Origin of the sequence: Clostridium ljungdahlii DSM 13528 (assembly GCF_000143685.1) — a bacterium.
Taxonomy (GTDB): Bacteria; Bacillota; Clostridia; order Clostridiales; family Clostridiaceae; genus Clostridium_B; species Clostridium_B ljungdahlii.
Map to the genome: position 1 here is coordinate 680036 of NC_014328.1, position 24938 is coordinate 704973.

At 34.3% G+C, this 24938-nt stretch carries 17 protein-coding genes, 3 tRNA genes, 3 rRNA genes, 2 pseudogenes and 1 other annotated feature; of the genes and pseudogenes, 23 read left to right on the top strand and 2 right to left on the bottom strand.

Annotated features, from left to right (window positions below; genetic code table 11):
• Window positions 1-49: 49 nt before the first annotated feature.
• Complete coding sequence (locus CLJU_RS03035; protein ID WP_013237300.1) at window positions 50-856, top strand: polysaccharide deacetylase family protein; 807 nt, start codon at window positions 50-52, stop codon at window positions 854-856.
• A 276-nt stretch (window positions 857-1132) separates the two neighbouring features.
• Here the strand turns inward: CLJU_RS03035 and CLJU_RS03040 are convergent, their stop codons facing one another.
• Both CLJU_RS03040 and CLJU_RS03045 read right to left on the bottom strand, forming a co-directional pair.
• Window positions 1133-1867, bottom strand: coding sequence for a type 1 glutamine amidotransferase (locus CLJU_RS03040; protein WP_013237301.1), 735 nt, complete (start codon window positions 1865-1867; stop codon window positions 1133-1135).
• Window positions 1868-1897: 30 nt separating this feature from the next.
• Window positions 1898-3255 (bottom strand): annotated as a pseudogene (locus tag CLJU_RS03045) (MurT ligase domain-containing protein).
• A 568-nt stretch (window positions 3256-3823) separates the two neighbouring features.
• Here CLJU_RS03045 and pckA point away from each other — a divergent pair.
• From pckA to CLJU_RS03150, 22 genes and pseudogenes are all read left to right on the top strand, one after another.
• Window positions 3824-5392, top strand: a complete 1569-nt coding sequence (gene pckA, locus CLJU_RS03050; protein WP_013237303.1) for a phosphoenolpyruvate carboxykinase (ATP) — start codon at window positions 3824-3826, stop codon at window positions 5390-5392.
• Window positions 5393-5607: 215 nt separating this feature from the next.
• On the top strand, window positions 5608-6441 hold the full coding sequence (locus CLJU_RS03055; RefSeq protein WP_013237304.1) for an undecaprenyl-diphosphate phosphatase: 834 nt from the start codon (window positions 5608-5610) through the stop codon (window positions 6439-6441).
• 385 nt (window positions 6442-6826) lie between these two features.
• Window positions 6827-8336, top strand: a 16S ribosomal RNA gene (locus CLJU_RS03060).
• 123 nt (window positions 8337-8459) lie between these two features.
• A tRNA-Ala gene (locus tag CLJU_RS03065) sits at window positions 8460-8535 on the top strand.
• A 4-nt stretch (window positions 8536-8539) separates the two neighbouring features.
• Window positions 8540-8616 (top strand) — tRNA-Ile (locus CLJU_RS03070).
• Window positions 8617-8776: 160 nt separating this feature from the next.
• Window positions 8777-11666, top strand: a 23S ribosomal RNA gene (locus CLJU_RS03075).
• The 16S and 23S rRNA genes sit together here with 2 tRNA genes alongside, the layout of an rRNA operon.
• Window positions 11667-11777: 111 nt before the next feature.
• Window positions 11778-12023, top strand: a binding site (T-box leader).
• Between the two features lie 69 nt (window positions 12024-12092).
• Window positions 12093-13277, top strand: a complete 1185-nt coding sequence (locus CLJU_RS03080) for an amidohydrolase (protein ID WP_013237305.1) — start codon at window positions 12093-12095, stop codon at window positions 13275-13277.
• A 25-nt stretch (window positions 13278-13302) separates the two neighbouring features.
• A complete protein-coding gene (locus tag CLJU_RS03085) occupies window positions 13303-14331 on the top strand; it encodes a methionine ABC transporter ATP-binding protein (protein WP_013237306.1) in 1029 nt (342 codons plus the stop codon).
• Window position 14332: 1 nt separating this feature from the next.
• Window positions 14333-14986: a methionine ABC transporter permease gene (locus CLJU_RS03090; RefSeq protein ID WP_013237307.1), complete on the top strand. Its 654-nt coding sequence runs from the start codon at window positions 14333-14335 to the stop codon at window positions 14984-14986.
• Between the two features lie 22 nt (window positions 14987-15008).
• On the top strand, window positions 15009-15848 hold the full coding sequence (locus CLJU_RS03095) for a MetQ/NlpA family ABC transporter substrate-binding protein (protein ID WP_013237308.1): 840 nt from the start codon (window positions 15009-15011) through the stop codon (window positions 15846-15848).
• A gap of 223 nt (window positions 15849-16071) precedes the next feature.
• Window positions 16072-16188: ribosomal RNA gene (gene rrf, locus CLJU_RS03100) — 5S ribosomal RNA — on the top strand.
• 9 nt (window positions 16189-16197) lie between these two features.
• Window positions 16198-16273, top strand: a tRNA-Phe gene (locus tag CLJU_RS03105).
• A 100-nt stretch (window positions 16274-16373) separates the two neighbouring features.
• Window positions 16374-17288 carry a DMT family transporter gene (locus CLJU_RS03110; RefSeq protein WP_013237309.1) on the top strand — a complete coding sequence of 305 codons (915 nt, stop codon included), beginning with the start codon at window positions 16374-16376 and terminating at the stop codon, window positions 17286-17288.
• Window positions 17289-17418: 130 nt separating this feature from the next.
• Window positions 17419-18237, top strand: coding sequence for a dihydropteroate synthase (folP, locus tag CLJU_RS03115; RefSeq protein WP_013237310.1), 819 nt, complete (start codon window positions 17419-17421; stop codon window positions 18235-18237).
• Between the two features lie 133 nt (window positions 18238-18370).
• Entirely contained in the window at window positions 18371-18928 is a 558-nt protein-coding gene (gene folE, locus CLJU_RS03120; protein WP_013237311.1) for a GTP cyclohydrolase I FolE, read from the top strand.
• 15 nt (window positions 18929-18943) lie between these two features.
• The gene (locus CLJU_RS03125) at window positions 18944-19420 is read left to right on the top strand and encodes an HD domain-containing protein (RefSeq protein WP_013237312.1); all 477 of its coding nucleotides are present in this window, start codon (window positions 18944-18946) and stop codon (window positions 19418-19420) included.
• Between the two features lie 26 nt (window positions 19421-19446).
• Window positions 19447-20274, top strand: a complete 828-nt coding sequence (gene folK / locus CLJU_RS03130) for a 2-amino-4-hydroxy-6-hydroxymethyldihydropteridine diphosphokinase (RefSeq protein ID WP_013237313.1) — start codon at window positions 19447-19449, stop codon at window positions 20272-20274.
• 146 nt (window positions 20275-20420) lie between these two features.
• Window positions 20421-21536: an ATP-binding protein gene (locus CLJU_RS03135; protein ID WP_013237314.1), complete on the top strand. Its 1116-nt coding sequence runs from the start codon at window positions 20421-20423 to the stop codon at window positions 21534-21536.
• Window positions 21497-23908 (top strand): DUF5682 family protein, encoded by a 2412-nt coding sequence (locus tag CLJU_RS03140; protein WP_041705027.1) that lies wholly within the window; start codon window positions 21497-21499, stop codon window positions 23906-23908. Before CLJU_RS03135 ends, CLJU_RS03140 begins: the two co-directional genes overlap by 40 nt.
• A 54-nt stretch (window positions 23909-23962) precedes the next feature.
• Window positions 23963-24451 carry a GNAT family N-acetyltransferase gene (locus CLJU_RS03145; protein ID WP_013237316.1) on the top strand — a complete coding sequence of 163 codons (489 nt, stop codon included), beginning with the start codon at window positions 23963-23965 and terminating at the stop codon, window positions 24449-24451.
• Window positions 24452-24497: 46 nt separating this feature from the next.
• Window positions 24498-24616: pseudogene (locus CLJU_RS23270) on the top strand (YwqG family protein); the annotation flags it as partial.
• Between the two features lie 64 nt (window positions 24617-24680).
• A complete protein-coding gene (locus CLJU_RS03150; RefSeq protein ID WP_013237317.1) occupies window positions 24681-24887 on the top strand; it encodes a hypothetical protein in 207 nt (68 codons plus the stop codon).
• Window positions 24888-24938: the final 51 nt, after the last annotated feature.

Below are 24938 nucleotides of genomic sequence, written 5' to 3' on the forward strand. Positions count from 1 at the left end.
AATAAAGGTTACCATATATGATAGAACGTTAAAAAAGAGGGTGTTTTTTATGAAAAAACCTGTCTATTCAATCATATATGGTATTTTTATCTATTTATTTGTAATTGCTTGTATAAGCTTAATATGTAAATGGGATTGTGTAAAATATAATTTTGCGGAAGAGAGAAAAAATATTGTTTTAGCTAAAGATAATGCACCAACGTATTCTAAAGAAGTATTCTTAACTTTTGATGATGGTCCTTCTGTAAATAACACTACAAAGATATTAAATATATTACAACAAAATGGAGTAAAAGCTACTTTTTTTATAGTAGGTGAAAAGGCAAAAGAAAATCCTTCTATATTAAAGCAGCTAAGTGACAGCGGTATGAGTATAGGAGTACATACATATTCTCATAATTATAAAGAGATGTACAGCAGTTTGGATGCATACTTAGAGGATTTTCGAGTTTGTAAAAATATAATAAAGAATATAACGGGAAAAGATTCTATAGTATTTGTGAGGCTTCCAGGTGGGTCAGATAACTTAGTAGCAAGTGTAAGCAATTTAAATATTATAAAGAAGACTTTAAAGGGAAACGGAATGAAGTATGTAGATTGGAACGTGGTTTCAGGGGATGCAGATAAACGTTTTGTGTCCAAAGATATTATAAAACAAAATGTAATAGATGGATGCAAGAATAAAAAAATTGCAGTAGTTTTAATGCATGATTCTTACTATAAAACTTCTACAGTAGAAGCACTGCCAGATATTATAAGTTATTTAAAAAAAGAAGGCTTTGCTTTTAGAACTTTTGATGGTATAACTTTAGAAGAGGAGTTTAGAATGACAGATAAAGGAATCATTAATAGATGACTAAAATTATAGAGAGTTTCTAAACGAAAAATCAAATTATACTCCGGATATTTTTACAACCTTCAGTTCGTTAAATATTTTGATAAGTCTTAGTGAGGTATTTTAGAAAATCTTAGAAGCTTATATATGTCTGAGGTACGAGTTTATATAAGCTTCTTTAGATTTTCAAAATGCCGAACTTTAGACTTATTAAAAGTTTTTAGTGTGATGAAATTTGTTAGTATATGGCTGGTATAAGTAAACTTTCAAGCTAGAAATTCTACATAAAGATGTAGATTAATTAGATTTAGTTTTGGTTTCTCTTTCTATTATAAACTTTTTAGCATTTAATTCTAAGGTATCATCTAGAGGGTCAAGTTTTGTATCACCATATTTTTTAGAAATAGCTGTAGATATAAATCTATCTGCTAATTCAGGATTTTTAGAAAGGAGAGAACCGTGGAAATAAGTGCAAAAACAATTTTTGTAGATGCAGCCTTCGTATCCATCTTCTCCATTATTACCATAACCTACGATTACTTTTCCAAGAGGTTCTAAATCTCCTATATAAGTTCTTCCAGAATGATTTTCAAAGCCCACATAAGTTTCTTTATATTTTTCGTTATATATAACTGTATTTCCTATAAATCTATTGCTGCCGCCCTCTGTATATATATTAAGTACATCAAGACCTGGCAGTTTTTGGCCATCAGGTGTAGAATAGTACTTTCCAAGAAGTTGATAGCCTCCACAAATTGATAAAAATACTTTACCATCTTCAATGTAACTTACGATACCTTCTCTTTTATTTTTGACAAGGTCCTCTGATACTATAGACTGCTCATAGTCCTGGCCACCACCAAAAAGAGTTATGTCATATTTAGAGCTGTCAAAGGGATCTCCAAGAGATATGTTAAATACATTTATATCTATACCCCGCTGCTGTGCCCTATATTTTAATATGAGTATATTTCCTAAATCTCCATATACATTTAATAAATCAGGATATAAGTGACATATGTTTAATTCCATTTTAGATACACTCCCTATTTCTCTAATATTTTACCACAGCTTTTTGATATATCCCTTGAAATTGAGAAATTTCCTGAAAGTTATCATAGCAGTATAAGTGGCTAATACATATACTGTATTTGACTTACAACTTTTTACTTCATCAATTAGATTTTCATAGTGCTTACAAATTATAAAGTTGTCTTGGGGTAATCCTGCTACTTTTAATCTTACGGCCATGTCATAAAGTCTTATACCTGAAATCATTATTTTATCTATATCCAGTGAAGACAGCTTTTCAAAATTCACGTCCCATATCCAAGATACATCTCTTCCATCTGCATAATTGTCATTTAGAAGTACAGCTAGGTTAAAGGTCCTGTTGTCAAGGCTTAAAGTATTTATAGCTTGATCATAACCAGCAGGATTTTTTACTAAGATTATTTTAACTTCTTTACCTTCTATATTTATGACTTCCTGTCTTCCAAAACTGCTCTTTTGTTTTTTTAGAGAATCATATATACAGGAAGTAGATATTCCACAAACCATTGCTATAGAATAAGCACATAGGGCATTATACATATTATATGTACCCGGTTGATTTATATAATATTCCTTTTCATTAATTATTACTAATGATCCATCTGGAGTCTGCTCTTTTATTTCATCTAAAGTATAATCCAATTCAGGTCTTTTATAACCACATTTTTCACAGTAGTAATCGCCCAAATGATTATATGTAAGAAAATTATATTTGTAAGGATTTTTGCATTTTTTGCAGAACTTAGCGTCTGCATTAGTATCTACTTTTTTTATATTTGTTGGAGAACAATTAAATCCATAATAAATAGTTCTGTTTGGTAAATTTAGATCTCCAAGAAGAGATTCGTCTCCGTTAAGTATTAAATTTGAAAGAGGTACTTTTTTGATACCTTTTAGAATTTTGTTTAATGTAGTGTAAACTTCTCCATATCTGTCAAGTTGATCTCTAAATAAGTTTGTTACAGTTATAATTTCTGGAGTTATATAATCTGTAAATAAAGGAACATTTGCTTCATCACATTCTATAACTGCATAGTTTGTCTCACTACATTTTTTAAACGAATAATTTTCTATAAAACATGAAACTATACCTGTCAGCATATTTGCACCTGTATTGTTTGTAATTACACGTTTTTTCCCATCCTTTAGCATGTTGTAGACCATACTTGTAGTTGTAGTTTTACCATTTGTACCTGTTATAAGTATAATTTTATAATCCTTACATATGGTTTTAAGAATATTCTTATCTAATTTTAAAGCAACTTTTCCAGGAAAATTACTTCCTCCTTTAAATAAAAATTTGATAATTTTATTACGATCTTGGAAATAATAATACTAAAAAAAGATTTTATGTTAATTTTTAACACCACCTTCAACTTAAGTAAAGCATTTGTTTATTTACTTTACATATTGTTTGTCATAAGTCTATAGGCCCTAAATTTAAGATTGAAGTCTATTATAGTACACAACAAATACACGAGCAAGTAAATAACTCTTAATATTATAATACAATATTATAATTTTTACATTAAAAAGTTGTAAATTTACTGTATTTCTTAAGCTGAATAATAGAATTTGGAAATAAACATCCACAGTAATGTATGATTTATAAATGTATATATATAAGACTGTTAAAATTATAATATAAGGGCATAGTTAAATAAGTTATAATATGGAAGTAATTTATCAAGTAGTTTTGCAAGTTTAAATAAGATAAAATTCATTATAGACCTAACTTATAAATAAAAAGTATAGCTCATATTCAAAAATACATAGAATTAATGTAGTACATATAAAATACACAAAGTATATAGTGTAGTATTACAGGTATAAATATATAAAATACTTTATAATTAAATTTAAAATAATTTTTTTATTGCATTTTTCTATAAATGGTGTAATATATAAATATAAACTAATTTAGGGGGAAACATCATGAATATTGACTTATCATATTTAAATATTAATAAATATAGAAATATGTATAAAAATTTATCACCATCAGAATTAACGGAATTTTCAATTAAAAGAGGAGAAGGATTTTTATCAAATAAGGGAGCTCTTATGATTAATACTGGAAAGTACACAGGAAGATCTCCTAAAGATAGATTTATAGTTAATCAAGAAAGCATTAGGAACAAAATAAACTGGGGAAATGTAAATCTTTCTATAGAAGAAGATATTTTTAATAAAATGTATGATAAGATTTTAAATTATATAAGTGATAAAGACATTTTTGTGTTTGATGGATTTGTTGGAGCTTTAAAAAAATATACCCTTCCTATAAGAGTAATATGCGAAAGGGCATCCCAGGCGTTGTTTGCAAATCAATTGTTTAGAAGACCAACGGAGGAGGATTTAAAGTGTTTTACTCCTGAATTTAATATTATATCGGCACCTGGATTTAAGGCTAAGGGCAAAGAAGACGGTTTAAATTCAGATGCCTTTATTTTAGTAAATTTCGATAAAAAAATTATATTAATAGGGGGAACCAGTTACTCGGGAGAAATAAAAAAATCAGTATTTTCAGTAATGAACTTCTTGCTTCCACAAAAAGGAGTCATGCCTATGCACTGTTCTGCTAATATAGGACAAGATAATAAAACTTGCTTATTTTTTGGATTGTCAGGAACAGGAAAAACTACTTTATCAGCAGATGGTGAAAGAAGACTGATTGGTGATGACGAACATGGATGGTCTAATGAAGGTGTATTTAATTTTGAGGGTGGATGTTATGCTAAAACTATAAGACTTGATAAGGAAAAGGAAAGTCAGATATACAATGCCATAAAATTTGGAACTGTAGTTGAAAATGTAGTGGCAGATGGGAATAGAGTACCTGATTATAATGATGCTAGATATACTGAAAATACAAGGGCAGCATATCCTATAAATTATATAGATAATATAGAAGAAAGTGGTGTAGGAGGAAATCCAGAGACTATAATATTTTTAACCGCAGATGCTTTTGGTGTAATGCCACCTATATCAAGGCTTTCTAAAGAAGCAGCAATGTATCACTTTATGTCTGGATATACTAGCAAGATAGCTGGAACTGAAAGAGGAATAATTGAACCTCAAGCTACTTTTTCCTCTTGCTTTGGTGAACCGTTTATGTTAATGAATCCTGCTGTCTATGCAAAATTGTTAGGCGAAAGAATAGACAAGTATAACACTCAGGTATATTTAGTGAATACTGGATGGCTATCTGGAGGATATGGAAATGGAGATAGAATAAAACTTTCCTATACAAGGGCTATGATTAGAGAAGCTTTGAGAGGGAAGTTCAAGGATGTTGAATTTGTGGAACATCCTGTATTTAAAGTAATGATGCCTAAAAGATGTCCAGGTGTACCTGATGAAATATTAAATCCTAGAAATACATGGGAAGATAAAGAAGCATATGATGAGACAGCGAGAAAGCTGGCGCTGAAGTTTAGTAAAAACTTTGAGAAGTTTAAAGATGTTTCCGAAGATATAGCAAAAGCTGGACCTGAAGCTTAAACTATTTATTATAGATAATCTAAGTGAAATTTATATGGAAAAATAGGATTTAGTGATGAGTTGATTTTATTTTCATCACTAAATCCTTTATTCATATATGAAATAAAAGATAATTTTACTTATGTAACAAATTATTAATAATATATATGCTGTGAAAAAGCTTACGGTAATAGTATAATAATACTTGTTTATAAATTTAATAGGGAGTGAAGTTAATGGAATTATTATTTATTATTAAAGCTGCTGCTATTGGAGTAGTCGAGGGAATAACAGAGTTCTTGCCAATATCTTCAACAGGTCATATGATAATAGTAGGAAATCTGATAAACTTCAAAGCACCAACATATAATGGTGCTTATATAGATATGTTTGAAGTAGTAATTCAGCTAGGTGCCATACTTGCTATAGTAGTACTTTATTGGGATAAGATTTTTAATTCGCTTAAAAATCTTAAACCGGGCAAATGGGGATTTAAACTTTGGCTTACTATTTTAGTTGCTTTTATACCTGCTGCTGTTTTAGGATTGCGTTTTAATGATTTAATTAAGAGTAAATTATTTAATCCAGTTACTGTTGCCTGTGCACTAGTATTTGGTGGTTTCCTTATGATATATATGGAGAACAAATACAGGAAAGGAAATAGTACAAATACAATTGAAAATGTAAACCTCGTACAAGCATTTAAGATAGGATGTTTTCAATGCCTTTCACTTTGGCCAGGAATGTCTAGATCTGCGTCCACAATAATGGGTGGATGGGTAAGCGGACTTACAAATGTAGCTGCAGCAGAGTTTTCCTTTTTCCTTGCTATACCTACTATGATAGCAGCATCAGGATGGTCACTTATAAAAGTAAATGTATCTATGAATATTTCTCAAATTATTGCTCTGGCAGTTGGATTTATAGTTTCATTTATAGTAGCGTTAGTTGTAGTAGAAAAGTTTATAAATTTTTTAAAGAGAAAACCAATGAGAGTTTTTGCTGTATATAGAATATTTATAGGAGCAATAATACTTATATTGTATTTTGCTAAAGTTATAAATATTTAATGCTATGTAAGAAGATGTAAGGCTTGACTCAATCCATACATATAAATGAGTCACTATTTATAATTTATAATGGACAATCAATAAAGATTTTTCTGTGTTATCAGAAAAATCTTTATTGATTGTCCATTATTGCTAATTGTCAGATACTAATTATAGTTAGAATATATTTTTTAAATTATGAATTTATATTTTAAAATAGTATTGACAGAGTTAGAAATACATGATAAACTAAAAAAGTCGTCGAGATGAGGCGTCAAAATGATCCTTGAAAATTAAACAGAGGAAGATATAAGTACAACTTATTTAGAATAAACCAGCAATTCTTTTGAGCTGCGAGAGCAGCTAAAAAAGTAATTTCGTAATAAGAAGAGTCAATACAAACTTTTAAATTAAGAGTTTGATCCTGGCTCAGGACGAACGCTGGCGGCGTGCTTAACACATGCAAGTCGAGCGATGAAGCTCCTTCGGGAGTGGATTAGCGGCGGACGGGTGAGTAACACGTGGGTAACCTACCTCAAAGAGGGGGATAGCCTCCCGAAAGGGAGATTAATACCGCATAATAATCAGTTTTCACATGGAGACTGATTTAAAGGAGTAATCCGCTTTGAGATGGACCCGCGGCGCATTAGCTAGTTGGTAGGGTAACGGCCTACCAAGGCGACGATGCGTAGCCGACCTGAGAGGGTGATCGGCCACATTGGAACTGAGAGACGGTCCAGACTCCTACGGGAGGCAGCAGTGGGGAATATTGCACAATGGGCGAAAGCCTGATGCAGCAACGCCGCGTGAGTGAAGAAGGTTTTCGGATTGTAAAGCTCTGTCTTTGGGGACGATAATGACGGTACCCAAGGAGGAAGCCACGGCTAACTACGTGCCAGCAGCCGCGGTAATACGTAGGTGGCGAGCGTTGTCCGGAATTACTGGGCGTAAAGAGTGCGTAGGCGGATATTTAAGTGAGATGTGAAATACCCGGGCTTAACCCGGGCACTGCATTTCAAACTGGATATCTAGAGTGCGGGAGAGGAGAATGGAATTCCTAGTGTAGCGGTGAAATGCGTAGAGATTAGGAAGAACACCAGTGGCGAAGGCGATTCTCTGGACCGTAACTGACGCTGAGGCACGAAAGCGTGGGTAGCAAACAGGATTAGATACCCTGGTAGTCCACGCCGTAAACGATGAGTACTAGGTGTAGGAGGTATCGACCCCTTCTGTGCCGCAGTAAACACAATAAGTACTCCGCCTGGGAAGTACGATCGCAAGATTAAAACTCAAAGGAATTGACGGGGGCCCGCACAAGCAGCGGAGCATGTGGTTTAATTCGAAGCAACGCGAAGAACCTTACCTGGACTTGACATACCCTGAATATCTTAGAGATAAGAGAAGCCCTTCGGGGCAGGGATACAGGTGGTGCATGGTTGTCGTCAGCTCGTGTCGTGAGATGTTAGGTTAAGTCCTGCAACGAGCGCAACCCCTGTTGTTAGTTGCTAACATTTAGTTGAGCACTCTAGCAAGACTGCCGCGGTTAACGCGGAGGAAGGTGGGGATGACGTCAAATCATCATGCCCCTTATGTCCAGGGCAACACACGTGCTACAATGGGCAGTACAGAGAGAAGCAAGACCGCAAGGTGGAGCAAACCTCAAAAACTGCCCCCAGTTCGGATTGCAGGCTGAAACTCGCCTACATGAAGTTGGAGTTGCTAGTAATCGCGAATCAGAATGTCGCGGTGAATACGTTCCCGGGCCTTGTACACACCGCCCGTCACACCATGAGAGCTGGCAACACCCGAAGTCCGTAGTCTAACTTAGGAGGACGCGGCCGAAGGTGGGGTTAGTAATTGGGGTGAAGTCGTAACAAGGTAGCCGTAGGAGAACCTGCGGCTGGATCACCTCCTTTCTAGGGAGTCGAAAGATAGAGTATAATCTATCTTATAAATTGATGGTTTAAGTAAGTTAGAAAATCTACTCTGTTTAATTTTGAAGGATCATAGATTCTTCAAAAATAGAATAAAAATATTTTGGGGGTATAGCTCAGCTGGGAGAGCATCTGCCTTGCACGCAGAGGGTCAAGAGTTCGAATCTCTTTATCTCCACCATTTAGGGCTTATAGCTCAGCTGGTTAGAGCGCACGCCTGATAAGCGTGAGGTCGATGGTTCGAGTCCATTTAAGCCCACCAAAGGTTTTCATTAGAAAACCATTTTCAATTTATAATGTAAATTGAAAAATTGTCCTTTGAAAATTGCACAGTAAATAAGAAATAAAGTAAAGCTAAGGTTATAATATAACCTTTGTAGATGATACAAAGAAAATTACTAAAAGTAATTTTCAATAATAAAGGTCAAGCTACAAAGGGCGCATGGAGGATGCCTTGGCACCAGGAGCCTAAGAAGGACGCGATAAGCTGCGAAAAGCTCTGGGTAGGCGCAAATAGCCAGAGAACCAGAGATATCCGAATGGGGAAACCCACCTAGACAACGCTAGGTACTGCAAACTGAATACATAGGTTTGTAGAGGCAAACCCGGGGAACTGAAACATCTAAGTACCCGGAGGAAGAGAAAGAAACATCGATTTCCTAAGTAGCGGCGAGCGAAAGGGAAAGAGCCCAAACCAGGAACTTGTTCCTGGGGTTGCGGATAGGTCATAAATACTGTGAAGTGTTAATTGAAGAGAGCTGGAAGGCTCCGCCGTAGAAGGTAAAAGTCCTGTAAATGAAAACAAAGAGCAGTCAGATCTAATCCAGAGTACCACGAGACACGAGAAACCTTGTGGGAAACAGGGAGGACCACCTCCCAAGGCTAAATACTACCTGGTGACCGATAGAGAAGGAGTACCGTGAGGGAAAGGTGAAAAGAACCCCGGGAGGGGAGTGAAATAGAACCTGAAACCGTGTGTCCACAAACAGTCGAAGTACGTAAAGTACGACGGCGTGCTTTTTGTAGAACGAGCCAGCGAGTTACGATATGCAGCAAGGTTAAGTACTTAAGGTACGGAGCCGGAGGGAAACCGAGTCTGAAAAGGGCGAAAAGTTGTATGTTGTAGACCCGAAACCGAGTGACCTATCCATGGCCAGGTTGAAGCGGAAGTAAAATTCCGTGGAGGACCGAACCACGTTGGTGTTGAAAAACCATGGGATGAGCTGTGGATAGCGGAGAAATTCCAATCGAACTCGGAGATAGCTGGTTCTCCTCGAAATAGCTTTAGGGCTAGCGTCGGAAATGAGTAATGGAGGTAGAGCACTGAATGGGGTAGGGGCTGACAACAGTTACTGAACCTTATCAAACTCCGAATGCCATATACTTGAATTCCGGCAGTCAGACTGCGAATGATAAGATCCGTGGTCAAAAGGGAAACAGCCCAGACCACCAGCTAAGGTCCCAAAGTGTAAGTTAAGTGGGAAAGGATGTGTGATTTCTAAGACAACTAGGATGTTGGCTCAGAAGCAGCCACTCATTTAAAGAGTGCGTAATAGCTCACTAGTCAAGAGATCATGCGCCGAAAATGTCCGGGGCTAAAACTTACCACCGAAGCTGTGGACTCGAAAGAGTGGTAGAGGAGCATCCTGTATGAGTAGAAGTCGTACCGGAAGGAACGGTGGATTGTACAGGAGAGAGAATGCTGGCATAAGTAGCGAGAAATAAGTGAGAATCTTATTGGTCGAAAACCTAAGGTTTCCTGGGGAAGGTTCGTCCGCCCAGGGTAAGTCGGGACCTAAGCCGAGGCCGAAAGGCGTAGGTGATGGACAATCGGTTGAAATTCCGATACCGCATAAAAGCGTTTGACAAAAGGGATGACGCAGGAGGATAAGGTGTGCATACAAATGGATGTATGTCTAAGCATCGAGTCAGGTATACCAGGAAAATCCGGTATATCAATGATGAGGTGTTATGGGGAATCCGCAAGGGGAAGTACCTGATTTCACGCTGCCGAGAAAAGTCTCTATGAAGTTTTTATGTGCCCGTACCGCAAACCGACACAGGTAGGTGAGGAGAGAATCCTAAGACCATCGGAAGAATTGTTGTTAAGGAACTAGGCAAATTAACCCCGTAACTTAGGGAGAAGGGGAGCCACGCAAGTGGCCGCAGAGAAAAGGCTCAAGCAACTGTTTATCAAAAACACAGGTTTCTGCTAAAGCGAAAGCTGAAGTATAGGAGCTGACGCCTGCCCGGTGCTGGAAGGTTAAGGGGAAGACTTAGCGTAAGCGAAGGTCAGAACTTAAGCCCCAGTAAACGGCGGCCGTAACTATAACGGTCCTAAGGTAGCGAAATTCCTTGTCGGGTAAGTTCCGACCCGCACGAATGGCGTAATGATTTGAGCACTGTCTCGACAACAAATCCGGCGAAATTGAAGTGCAAGTGAAGATGCTTGCTACCCGCGATTGGACGGAAAGACCCCGTAGAGCTTTACTGCAGTTTAGCACTGAATTTCGGTATTGTCTGTACAGGATAGGTGGGAGACTAGGAAGTAGTGGCGCCAGCCATTACCGAGTCGATGTTGGGATACCACCCTGATAGTACTGGAATTCTAACCGGGCTCCATGAAACTGGAGACGGGACAATGTTAGGCGGGCAGTTTGACTGGGGCGGTCGCCTCCTAAAAAGTAACGGAGGCGTACAAAGGTTCCCTCAGAAGGGTTAGAAATTCTTCGAAGAGTGCAAAGGCAGAAGGGAGCTTGACTGCGACACAAACAGGTGGAGCAGGGACGAAAGTCGGGCTTAGTGATCCGGTGGTACCTCGTGGGAGGGCCATCGCTCAACGGATAAAAGCTACCTCGGGGATAACAGGCTGATCTCCCCCAAGAGTTCACATCGACGGGGAGGTTTGGCACCTCGATGTCGGCTCGTCGCATCCTGGGGCTGAAGTAGGTCCCAAGGGTTGGGCTGTTCGCCCATTAAAGCGGCACGCGAGCTGGGTTCAGAACGTCGTGAGACAGTTCGGTCCCTATCCGTCGCGGGCGCAGGAAATTTGAGAGGAGCTGTCCTTAGTACGAGAGGACCGGGATGGACCGACCGCTGGTGAACCAGTTGTTCCGCCAGGAGCATAGCTGGGTAGCCAAGTTGGGAAGGGATAAACGCTGAAAGCATCTAAGTGTGAAGCCCACCTCAAGATAAGATTTCCCATAGCGTAAGCTAGTAAGACCCCTCGAAGAACACGAGGAGATAGGTCAGAGGTGTAAGCAGGGCAACCTGTTAAGCTGACTGATACTAATAGGTCGAGGGCTTGACCAAATAAAAACGAAAGAAAAAAAGTTTACTGTGCAATTTTGAGAGGACAGAGTAATTTGAACTCTTAAAAGTTAATATATATGAAAATTGATAGTAACAATTTTCGTCAGTTAAATGATGGCTATGAAGAGAGAAGTAAGTTAATTAAATCATTAAAGAGAGTCCTGTATGGTGAGAGAGGATATGAAAGATTTTCTGAACGTGCACTTGGAGCTTAAAGGCCGATATGTAGGTTTTTACGTTATCATACGTTATAGTGACAGGGTATTATCAGCAATTGTTTGTTGAAGTACTTTATGAGGTATAAGTCGTGAGGCTTATATGAATTTGGGTGGTAATCACGGATTTTTCGTCCCTTTAGTGGGGTGTTGAATCCGTTTTTTTATTACAAGATAGAAGTCTATTTAAAAGATAGAAAGGAGCCTCTACATGACACAACAAAATGTAAAATTTTTGGAAAATTCAGAAGATACTGAATTTAATAAAAAGATGAAAGATATTTTTGAATATTTCCATCAGAGACCAGAGTTATCTTACGAGGAATATGATACAACTAAAGAATTAGCAAAACTTCTAAGAGAAGGTGATATAGATATATTGGATCTACCAATGAAGACAGGTCTCGTAGCTGAAATCAAAGGAAAGAAAGGTGGACCTACCATTGCAATAAGAACGGATATAGATGCTTTGCCAATTACGGAAGAAACAAACCTTACATACAAATCCAAAAATAAAGGTAAAATGCATGCTTGTGGTCATGACTTTCATATGACAACTATACTTGGTGCGGCTTACTTGCTAAAAAGAGATCAAAAAAAGCTTAAAGGAAATGTTAGAATTTTATTTCAACCTGCAGAAGAATCTAGTCATGGTGCTGAAGAAGTTATAAAAACTAGTGCACTGGATGGTGTACAAGCCATATTTGGATTACATTGCAATTCTGATTGGGATGTTGGAACGCTTGGCATAAATGTAGGTCCTGTGACTGCTGCTGTTGATAGATTTGAAGTTGAAGTTACAGGAAAGGGTACACATGCAGCACACCCTGAGCTTGGAACAGATCCAATAGTTGCTGCTTCTAATATAATAACAGCACTTCAGACCATTGTAAGTAGAAATATGCATCCTTTAAATCCTGCAATAGTAAGTGTAACTCATATGGAAAGTGGACATACTTGGAATGTAATACCTGAAAAAGCATATTTTGAAGGTACTGTAAGAACACTTAATGAGAAAGACAGGGAGCTCATACCTGAGAAAATAAAGATGATTTCGGAAAATATCGCTGAGGCTTACGGGGCAAAAGCTAATTTCAACTGGTATGAAGGACCACCAGCAACTAACAATGATAAAGATTGGACAGAAGTGGCAATTAGTGTTGCTAAAAAAGATGGTTATCAGGTTAAAATTATATCTCCTAAAATGGGAGGAGAAGATTTTGCTTATTATCAAAAAACTCTTTCAGGTACTTTTGTGAATATAGGAGTTGGAAAAGGAGAATCTCTTCATAGTCCCAAATTTAAAATAGATGAATTAGCTCTTGAAAAAAGTACAAAATATTTTAAAAATCTTGCAGAACAAGCTTTAATAGTATTAAATAGCAAAAGGGATTAAATACTTTATAGGAGGAATCCGTGAGATGATTGACTTAAAAAATGTGTATAAAACCTTTAATAGGGATGGTATGAAAATTGAGGCTTTGAAAGGAATTAACATAAAAGTAGATAAAGGAGATATATATGGAGTTATAGGTTTTAGTGGAGCAGGAAAAAGTACGCTTTTAAGAATGGTTAATTTTCTTGAAAAACCTACATCTGGAAGTGTACTTGTTAATGGGCAAGATATTAGTAAACTCAATAAAAAGCAGCTTATAAGTACTAGAAGAAAAATAGGAATGGTTTTTCAACATTTTAATCTTTTAAATTCAAAAACTGTTTTTGCAAATGTAGCTCTTCCTTTAATTCTTGATCATGTTCCTAAAAATGAAATATCAAATAGGGTAAATGATCTTCTCAAATTTGTAGGCCTGGATAATAGAGCAAAAAATTATCCAGATGAACTATCAGGCGGACAAAAGCAGAGAATTGGGATCGCCAGGGCACTTGCTACAAATCCACAAATACTATTATGTGATGAAGCTACATCTGCTTTAGATCCACAAACTACGGAATCAATACTCGAACTTTTAAAAAGAGTAAATAAAGAATATGATATTACTATTTTGCTAATAACCCATCAAATGAATGTAATACAGAAAATTTGTAACAAAGTTGCTGTAATGGAGAAAGGAAAGATAGTAGAGAAGGGAAGAGTAATAGATGTTTTTGGAAATCCAAAAGAAAAAGTTACAAAAGATTTTGTACATAGTGTAACTAATGACGATATTCCAATAAGCATATTAAATCTTATTAAAAACAACAGACAGAATAGTCAAAATAGAAAATTCTTTAGGCTTAAATTTATGGGAAATTCAACACTTACACCTATGATATCTATGGCAACGAAAAAATTTAATGCTGAAATAAACGTGCTTAATGCAAGTGTTACAGAACTTCAGGACACACCTATGGTAAATATGGTAATAGAACTCGAATGTGATTCTACTTTAGCTGAAGAAATTGTTAAATATATTGAAAGTAAAAATATTTTAGTAGAGGAGGTGGCATAAAATGCAGACTATAACTATATCGCAGATTTATACTGCAATATTACAAACACTGTACATGATTTTCATACCACTTTTAATAGGATCTGTAGTAGGAACTCTTTTGGGAGTATTAATGGTAGTAACAAGGCCTAATGGAATACTGGAAAATAAATATATTTATAATGTTTTAAATCCTATTGTAAATATATTTCGTTCTTTGCCATTTATAATTTTGATGGTTGCAATAGTACCTTTTACTAAACTTATAGTAGGTTCATCTATAGGTACGAGTGCTGCACTAGTTCCTCTTACTATTTTTATTACTCCTTATATTGCAAGACTTGTGGAAAATTCTATTTTGGAAGTAGATAGTGGAACTATAGAAGCTGCAGAGGCAATGGGTGCTACGTCTTTTCAGATAATATGGCATTTCCTTCTTCCTGAAGCAATGGGATCACTTGTGCTTTCACTTACTACTGCTACGATAGGTCTTATAGGGGCTACTGCAATGGCAGGAACTGTAGGCGGTGGAGGAATAGGAGATGTAGCTATATCCTATGGATATGAAAGATTTGATACAGAAGTAATGGTTATTACGGTAATTTTACTTATAATATTTGTACAATTTATACAGACAATAGGTAATGTAATAGCTAGAAAAGTAAGAAGAAATTAAAAATTTTAAGGGGGAGAACATAATGATAAGAAAATTTTTAAAAACTACTATAGCATCACTGCTTATAATTACATCGGCAATAGGATTGTCAGCATGTGGATCAAAAAATAGCAGTGATTCAAGCGAAAAGAAAGAGATAAAGCTGGGAGTTTCTCCTGGACCTTACAACGATCTTTTTAACGCAGGCGTAAAACCTATTCTTGAAAAAGAAGGTTATAAGGTTAATTTGGTAAATTTCTCGGAACTTCTTTCATCTGAGGTTGCCCTGACAGAAGGAAGTGTTGATTTTAACGTTGCACAACATAATGCTTATGTTAAAGCGTATAATAAGGAGAAAAAGGCAAATCTTGTTTCTATAATAAAAATACCAACAGTGAGGGCAGGAATTTTTTCGAACAAGCATAAATCAATGAGTGAAGTTAAGCAGGGGGATAAAGTATTTATTCCTAAAGACCCATCAAATGCAGCTAGAGCTTATGCATTACTTGAAAAAGCAGGATGGATTAAGATAAAATCAGGTGTAGTAAAGACACTTGCAACTCAAAAAGATATAGTTGAGAATAAAAATAACATAAAAATAATTGAAATGGATTCTTCACAAATACCACGTTCTATGAATGAAGCAGATTATGCCGTACTTCCAGGGGCTATTGAATATATGGCAAAAATAGATGCATCGAAAGCACTTATTTCAGAAACACTTTCAGATGATCTTTATATAACTGTTGCAGTGGATGGAAAAAATAAAAATGCTAAATGGGCACAGGATATAATAAAAGCTTATAAATCACAAGATTTTAAGAATTACATAAAGACACATAATTCTAAAGGATATTGGGTTCTTCCTGATGATCTTAAGTAAGTTAATATTTAATATGTAGGTTATCAAAGAACAAATAGCAAATAAAAAATAACAGATGATGAGGAATTTCTTATTTAAACTTTGATATTTGTTCTTTGAACTTTTTAAAAGTTTGCTATTAAGTATTGACAGCTAGCTAAAAATACAGTATAATACTAAATTGTAGCGAAGAAAAAAACAATATATAAGGAAATTAGTAGAAATAGCAATTTTTGATAGTAAATCTGGTGGTAATGACGTGAAGGTAACACCCCTTTCCATACCGAACAGGAAGGTTAAGCTTCACAGTGCCAATGGTACTGCAGGGGAGGCCCTGTGGGAGAATAGGTCGCTGCCAGGTAATTTTTTTGGCCAGATAGCTCAGTCGGTAGAGCAGAGGACTGAAAATCCTCGTGTCCCTGGTTCGATTCCTGGTCTGGCCACCAAAAGTTTATATTAAAAAAGCTTCAAGTTATATGTGAGGCTTTTTTTTCGTATAAAAGAAAACTTATTGATGTGACGATTTTTTTTAAGGGGATGTGAAATATGAATAAAGGTGTTTTAAAATCTAGCATGTTGCTTTTAATAACCTCTGCTATATGGGGATTTGCATTTGTAGCACAAAGAGTGGGTATGAATTATGTAGGTGCGTTTACTTTTAATGGAGTAAGATTTGGACTAGGTGCTTTTTCTTTACTTCCACTTATAATATTTTATAAAGAAAAGGATAAAAATAAAGAAAAAAATAAAAGTTTTAAAAGCGTATTTTTATCTGGACTTTTTACAGGATTAATAGTGTTTTTAGCTTCTTCTTTCCAACAAGTAGGCCTTATAGGAACTACAGCAGGAAAAGCTGCTTTTATAACTGGATTGTACATTGTATTTGTTCCAATTATGGGTATGTTCTTAAAACGACATATAGGGCTGAATTCATGGATTGGAGCTTTAATTGCTGTGGTAGGATTATACTTTTTATGCGTTACAAGTAGTTTTTTTATATCACACAGTGATTTACTTGAACTTGGAAGTGCCTTTTTCTTTGCGGTTCAAATAATTTTAATAGATATTTTTTCTAAAAAGTTTGATACACTCAAACTGGCATTTTTTCAATTTATAACTTGTTCGGTTTTAAGTTTAATAACAGCTATTTTATTTGAAAGTATAACAATAAGTGGAGTTTTACAGGCTGCAATACCTATTCTATATGGTGGTATATTTTCAGTGGGAATTGCATATACATTGCAAATTGTCGCACAAAAAAATGCTGAACCAACACATGCAGCTATTATAATGAGTATGGAATCAGTTTTTGCAGCTATTGGAGGTTTTTTAGTTTTGAATGAATATTTAAGTTTAAGGGCAATGTTTGGATGTGGCCTTATGCTTGCAGGTATGATTATATGTCAGGTGAAACCTAGGGAAATTTGCCATGCAAAAGTTGAAGCTTGTAAAAAGAGGTAATACATAAGGAAAGTGTCATATTTAAAGTCAATTAAATAGTCATCTATTATGTATGTTTTTAGTAAAATATGTTATAATGTTGGAGACGATTTCAATAAAAGTTTTGAATTTAATGATAAGAGGGGATATCATGGATAAAGTAATTACAATAGGCAAAAAAGATTTTCAAATAGGAAAAAGGACTTACATTATGGGTATACTTAATGTTACACCAGATTCTTTCTCTGATGGCGGAAAATTTAACAATATAGAGCTGGCTATAAAACATGCTAAACAGATGGAGGAAGAAGGGGCAGATATAATAGATGTAGGTGGAGAATCTACAAGACCAAGCTATGATCCTGTATCTGAGCAGGAAGAACTAGAAAGAGTTATTCCAATAATAGGCAAATTAAGTAGGTGTGTAGACATTCCTATTTCTATAGATACATATAAGGGAAAAGTTGCAGAAGAATCTATAAAAGCAGGAGCATCCTTAATAAATGATGTTTGGGGATTTAAAAGAGACCCTTATATGGCAGAAGTAGCTGCACATTATAGAGTTCCTTGCTGTTTGATGCACAACAGAGATAATAGAAATTATACAAATTTGATGAATGACGTATTAAATGATTTACAGGAAAGCATAGATATAGCGTTAAAAGCTGGAGTTGACCCCAAAAATATAATAACAGATCCAGGCATAGGTTTTGCTAAAGATTATGAACAAAATTTAGCTGTTATGAATCAGTTAGAAAGGCTTTCAGAACTAGGATATCCAGTACTCTTAGGAACTTCTAGAAAATCAATGGTAGGAAAGGCATTAGATCTCCCGGTAAATGAAAGAATAGAAGGAACTGTAGCTACTACAGTAATAGGAATAATGAAAAAGTGTGATTTTGTAAGGGTTCATGATGTAAAGGAAAACAAAAGAGCTGCAGTAATGGCAGATGCAATAATAAGAAGGTAGCTCTGCTAAGTGAATTAAATCACTTGTGCAATGCCAGCTTAAATGATATAATCTTGATATTTAATTAACTAAGTATGTTTCAGGGGAAGGAGAAATATTGGGTAAGCTTTTTTAAACTCAATATACATTTATCATGGATGAAAAAAAGATTAGAGAAGCAGTAAAAATGATGCTTGAAGCTATAGGAGAAGATCCTGAAAGAGAAGGATTGGTTGAGACGCCTGATAGAATTGCTAGAATGTATAAAGAGATATTTGAAGGATTGGATGAAAGTCCTGAAAAGCATTTGAGAAAAGTATTTACTGTAGATAGTGATGATATTGTACTTGAAAAAGATATAACATTTTACTCCATGTGTGAGCACCATCTTCTGCCATTTTACGGAAAAGCACATATAGCGTATATACCTGATGGCAAAGTTGTAGGATTAAGTAAACTGGCTAGAACTGTTGAAGTTTTTGCAAAAAGACTTCAACTTCAAGAGAGAATGTCTGCTCAAATTGCTGATGCAATGATGAAATATGTAAAAGTTAAGGGAGTTATGGTTGTAGTTGAAGCGGAGCATATGTGTATGACTATGAGGGGAATAAAAAAACCTGGAAGTAAGACTGTTACAGCAGTTGCTAGGGGACTTTTTAAAAGTGAACCTAGACTTAGGGATGAAGTTTATAGAATGATAAATATGGAATAGAGCGTGGTGCTGAATTTGGAAAAAGTTAATGCTATTTTAAAAAACCGTAAGTTTTGTACCTATTTATCTAAAATTAATAAGCTTGAAGAAAGTAGAAAGTATTGTAAACACAATATTCAACATTTACTGGATGTGGCTAGAATTACTTATATAAAAGTGTTGGAAGAAAATATTCATGTAAAAAAAGAAATTATATATGCAGCTGCTCTGCTGCATGATATAGGAAGATGGCAGCAATATGAAGAGGGTATACCTCATGAATTAGCTAGTATTAAGTTAGGAAAAGATATTTTGGATGAGTGCGGCTTTGACAATGAAGAAGAAAAAGAAATATTTGATTTGATAAGTAATCACAGAAAAAAAGATTCTGATAGTTTACTTCAAAGTATATTTTATGATAGTGACAAAGCATGTAGAAATTGTTTTATGTGTAAAGCTGTTTCAGAGTGTAATTGGCCAGATGAAAAGAAAAACTATAGTATTGAATATTAATTGGTTTTAGTTAGGGGATGTTTTGTATGGATATCATATATGTAGAGGATTTAGAAGTATATGCCTATCATGGCGTAAATCAAGCTGAAAAAGATATGGGGCAGAGGTTTCTTATATCACTACAAATATTTTTAAATTTAAGTGAAGCAGGAAAAAGTGATGACCTGAGTAAAACTATTAATTACGCTAAATTATGCTGTGAAGTAGAGGAAGAATTTAAAAGGGAAAAATATGATCTTATTGAAAAGTCTGCAGAGTCACTAGCTAATTTTATATTGAAAAAATATATAGCAGTAGAAAAAGTGACAGTTAAAATAAAAAAGCCCTGGGCGCCTATAGGAAAGCCATTAAAGTGGGTAGCGGTAGAAATAAATAGGCGCTGGCATACAGCTTATATTTCAATTGGTTCTAATTTAGGTGATAAAGAAAAAAATATAAAAGATGCCGTAGATATAATAGATTCTTCACATTATAATAATGTAACAAAAGTATCTAAATTATATGAAACTAAACCTGTGGGATATTTAGATCAGGATAATTTTTTAAATGGTGCTCTAGAGGTTAAAACCTTAATGGAGCCCGAAGATTTAATGGATTTTTTGTTAGAGGTAGAGAAAAAATTAAAAAGGGAGAGAATAATAAAATGGGGACCTAGAACTATAGACTTGGATGTAATATTATATGATAATTTAGTTACATCAGAAGAAAAGATTATACTTCCCCATCCAAGAATGCATGAGAGATTATTTGTTTTAAAGCCATTGTCAGATATTGCACCTTATGTTATTCACCCTGTTTTAAATGATAGAATCATAAATTTGACTCATGAATTAGAAAAAACACAAGAATTATAAAGTTTTAAGTTAAAAATAATTTTGCATATAGTTTATATGCAAAATTATTTTTTTATACTATATTTTGTTGTGCAGTTTTAAGTCACAGTAATAAATATACGATATATAACCATAATGTAAATTTAGCAAAGAATGGGAGTGGTTTCATGACAGAAAAGATATTAAAACCTCCAGTAGAGGTTTTGTATAAAGAAGAAATTGCAGCTTTAAAGAAAAATGATGATGGAATAAAACCAGAAAATTGGATACTGTCACCAAAAGCTGTGAGAAAATTTATACTCGGAAGTTTAGAACCTTTAACATATAGAAATAAAAAAATATACATAAATAAAAAGTTTTTTGGAAATGATTCTCTGGTTGAAAGATGTATTATAACCCTTGCAGGAAATAGAGGACTTATGCTTGTTGGAGAACCAGGTACTGCAAAAACAATGTTATCTGAGTTATTATCTGCGGCGATATGTGGCTGCAGCACCAACACTGTTCAAGGTACAGCTGGAACTACTGAAGATATGATTAAGTATTCATGGAATTATGCAATGCTTTTAGCAAAAGGACCAACATCTGAAGCTTTAGTTAAAGCACCACTTTTTGTTGGAATGGAGAAGGGAATTATCACGAGATTTGAAGAGATAACAAGGTGTCCATCAGAAATTCAAGATAGTTTAATAAGTATATTAAGTGATAAGGTACTTAATATACCAGAACTTGGTGAAAGTGAAGGATTACTATTTGCAAAACCTGGATTTAATGTAATAGGTACTGCAAATACACGTGATAAAGGTGTTAATGAAATGAGTAGTGCTTTAAAAAGAAGATTTAATTTTGAAACCATATTTCCTATAAAAGATGTTTCACTGGAAGCAAAAATAATAGTAAATGAAGTTGAAAAACTTAAAAACCAAAACAACATAAAAATGGAAGTGGATGAGGATGTTGTAGAACTTTTGGCCTCAACTTTCCATGAGCTGAGAGAAGGAATATCTTCAAATGGTATAAGGATAGATAAGCCTTCTTCAGTTATGAGTACAGCAGAAGCCGTATCTGTTTATTACCAGACAATGATAACAGCTTATTACTATGGAGATTCGAAGATTAACCTCAATTCTATGGCCCAAAATATAATGGGTGCTGCTTTAAAGGAAAGTAGAGATGATCTTGAAAAGATTAAAAGTTATTTTAATGTTGTAGTTAAATCAAAAGCTGCAGAAGGTGGGGAGTTATGGAAAAGTTATTACGAAGCAAGGAAATGGATAAAATAAATAAACTATTTAATGCCGCCTTTGATTTAAGGTCAAACCTTGTATTTTTTCCTGTAAGACATCATAGTCCAGCATGCTCGTATCATTTAAGAAATACAATTGAAGAATATTTACCGGAAATTATACTAATTGAAGGACCTATAGATGGAAATAACATAAAGGATTCACTGTCACATGAAGATAGTAATCCTCCTTTTGCTATTTACTATTCTTATTCAGATTCAAAAGGACTTATAGATGATACAAGGGGAAAATATAGATGTTATTATCCCTTTTTAGATTATTCACCAGAACTTATTGGAATTAGAGAAGGCAAAAAGAAAAACGTTGAAACTAGGTTTATTGATTTATCTTATGCTGACATACTTATAAACAGTGAGAAAGGTAAGGGACTTCTGAAAAAAGAAGATAAGTTAAGTTACAATGATGATTATTTTCTTGAAGAAAACAAATTTATAGAAGAATTGTGCAAAAGAGAAGGCTGCAGAAGTTTTAATGAGTTTTGGGAAAAGCTATTTGAAATTCAGGGACTTTATATAAGTAAAGAAGATTTTGTGAAAAATATGCTTTCTTATTGTTATCTTTCAAGAATGTGCAGCACAAAAGAAGATCTTATAAGTGAAGGCTGTGTTGCCAGGGAAACTTTTATGGCATCTAAAATTCAAGAAGCATGCAGCGTATATAACAAAGTTTTAGTAATCACCGGTGGATTTCATACATATGGAATAATAGATTTATTGAATAAAAAAGTTGAATTTAGAATTAAGAAAATTGATGAAAAGGATAAAGGAGTATACGTTATGCCATACTCTATGGAAGCACTTGATCAGTTAAATGGATATTCAAGTGGAATGCCCTTTCCCAATTTTTATGAAGGTGTGTGGAAAAGATTAAATGAAAGTTATGAAACTGCATATAAGAATTCTGTACTTTCAAATATTATTCAAAATGGTAAAAAGGTTAGAAAAAATGATGGATGTCTTTCTACTTTTGATGAAATATGTGCGTTTGATATGGCCCAGGGACTTTCAAATCTTAGGGGGAAGCGGCAGCCTGGAGTGTATGAACTCATAGACAGTATAACTTCATCTTTTATAAAAGGAGACTTAAATATATCTACAGAAGATCCACTTAAAATTTTATATAAAGATTTAACTGGAAATAAAATTGGCAAGCTTTGCAGGGAGGCAGATGTGCCGCCTCTTGTACATGATTTTAAAGACACTTGTGCTAAATACAAGCTCAAGATAAATACTACTATAAAACAGGAAATTTCACTTGATATATTTTCATCAAAAAGACACAGAGAAATAAGTTGTTTAATGCATAGGATGGCATTTTTAAATACTAATTTTTCTAGGCTAATAAAAGGACCAAATATTTTTTTAAAGAGAGATGTAAATTTAATAAGGGAAACCTGGTACTATAAATGGAACACACAAGTTGATGCAGCTTTAATCGAAAATTCAGTTTATGGAGGAACCTTAAAAGAAGCATCTACGTCTCTTATAAAAAAGAATATGAATGAATGTGGTAGAAGTGCAGAAAATATTTCAAGATTATTAGTTTTATCATTTAACATGGGGCTTGATGAAATTTTTAATTCTACAATAAATGAACTAAAAGATATTATTGCGGAAGATAGCAGCATCTATTCATTAATAAATTGCCTTTATTATTTAAATTACATTTACACAATGAGAGAATTATATTTCATGAATTCTATGAATGAAGTAAAAAATATAATTTTTTACGTGTACAGCAAAATATGCATATTGATTCCAGATATGGCTTCAATTAATGAAGAAGAAGCTTTAAAAGGAGTTAATTCTCTGAAAGAAGTATTTAACATTGTAGTGAAAAGAGAATTAGATTTAGATGACACACTTTTAAAAGAAGCTTTATTTTCGCTTCTAAGATTTGATTCTATAAATGCAGGAATTGAAGGAGCAGCATCTGGAATACTATATGGATTAAATGAACTTAAATCAGAAGAAGCAGCAAAGTCTGTGGAAGGATATATATTTGGTACTAAGGAAAAAGCACTAAAAGCACCGTCTTTTTTAAATGGATTGTTTTCAACTGCAAGAGATTTAGTTTTTGTGGAAGGTTCTATTTTAAAGTCAATTGATAAGTTTATAAATGAAGTTGAAGATGAAGATTTTATAAGAATTATACCACAGTTAAGGCTTGCATTTAGCTATTTTATACCTAGAGAAGTAGATGAAATAGGAGAAAAAGTAGCAAAAAATTATAAGGTGAGTAAAGTTCATTTTGATGGACTTAAAGTTATTTCACCTGAAATTTTAAAGCTTGGATCGGAAATTGATAAATATGCAGCTGAGAAAATGGAGCAAAGTGGCATAATATGAATGCAGTTATTCTATTTTGGACTTAAGTATGCATATAAAGAAAGGAAGATTAATATGGAGATTAAAATTAGACAGGTATCTATAGATGATTTAAATTCGGTAGCAGAAGTGGAAAGCATTTGCTTTCCAAAAGCAGAAGCAGCTACAAAAGAGTCTTTTAAGCAGCGTATAGAAACATTTCCAGAAAGCTTTTTTGTGGCAGAAGTAAATGATAGAATAGTTGGATTTATTAATGGATGCATTATAAATGAGACTGTTATATGTGATGAACTTTTTGAAGATTCTACACTTCATGTTCCAAATGGACACTATCAAACCATTTTTGGATTGGATGTTATACCAGAGTATCGTAATCAGGGAATTGCAGCAAAGTTAATGAAGCATATGATAGAAACAGCAAGATCATCAGGCCGAAAGGGAGTTATTTTAACTTGTAAGGAAAGGCTTATTCATTATTACATGAAGTTTGGCTACAAAAATAAAGGAGTATCTAAATCAGTTCATGGTGGTGCTAAGTGGTATGATATGATTTTAGAATTTTAAGTATATAAGTGAAGTTTATTAAGGAAAATTATAATGGAGGAATATAATGAAAAATTTTAATATAGAATTACCTGAGAGTTTAGAAAAATTTAAAGACAAAATAGAAAAACTATAAAACCATATGTAAAAATAAAATTAAAAGAACAAGAAAACAAGCCTTGGGAAATGGGTTAGGGCAAGCTTTGAGGAAAGTAATTTAAATGAATGGAAAGCTAACAAAGAATATTCTTTGATACAGATAGATGAGGCTTGTGATAGCTGCAGTACCTATTTAAAGGATAAAAATGAGGAGCTTTTCTTAACTGTACAAAGATATGAGGATGGAACAGAAAATAAAATTATCTATGCATCTTCAGTAAAATTAATTAAAAAATTATTTAGAGATAAATTGAAAACAGCAGTTGGATATCCTAAATATGAAATATATAGATTTTAGAAAGTTTTAAGGGCTTATCTTCTACAAATAAGGATTACTGCTTATTGAATA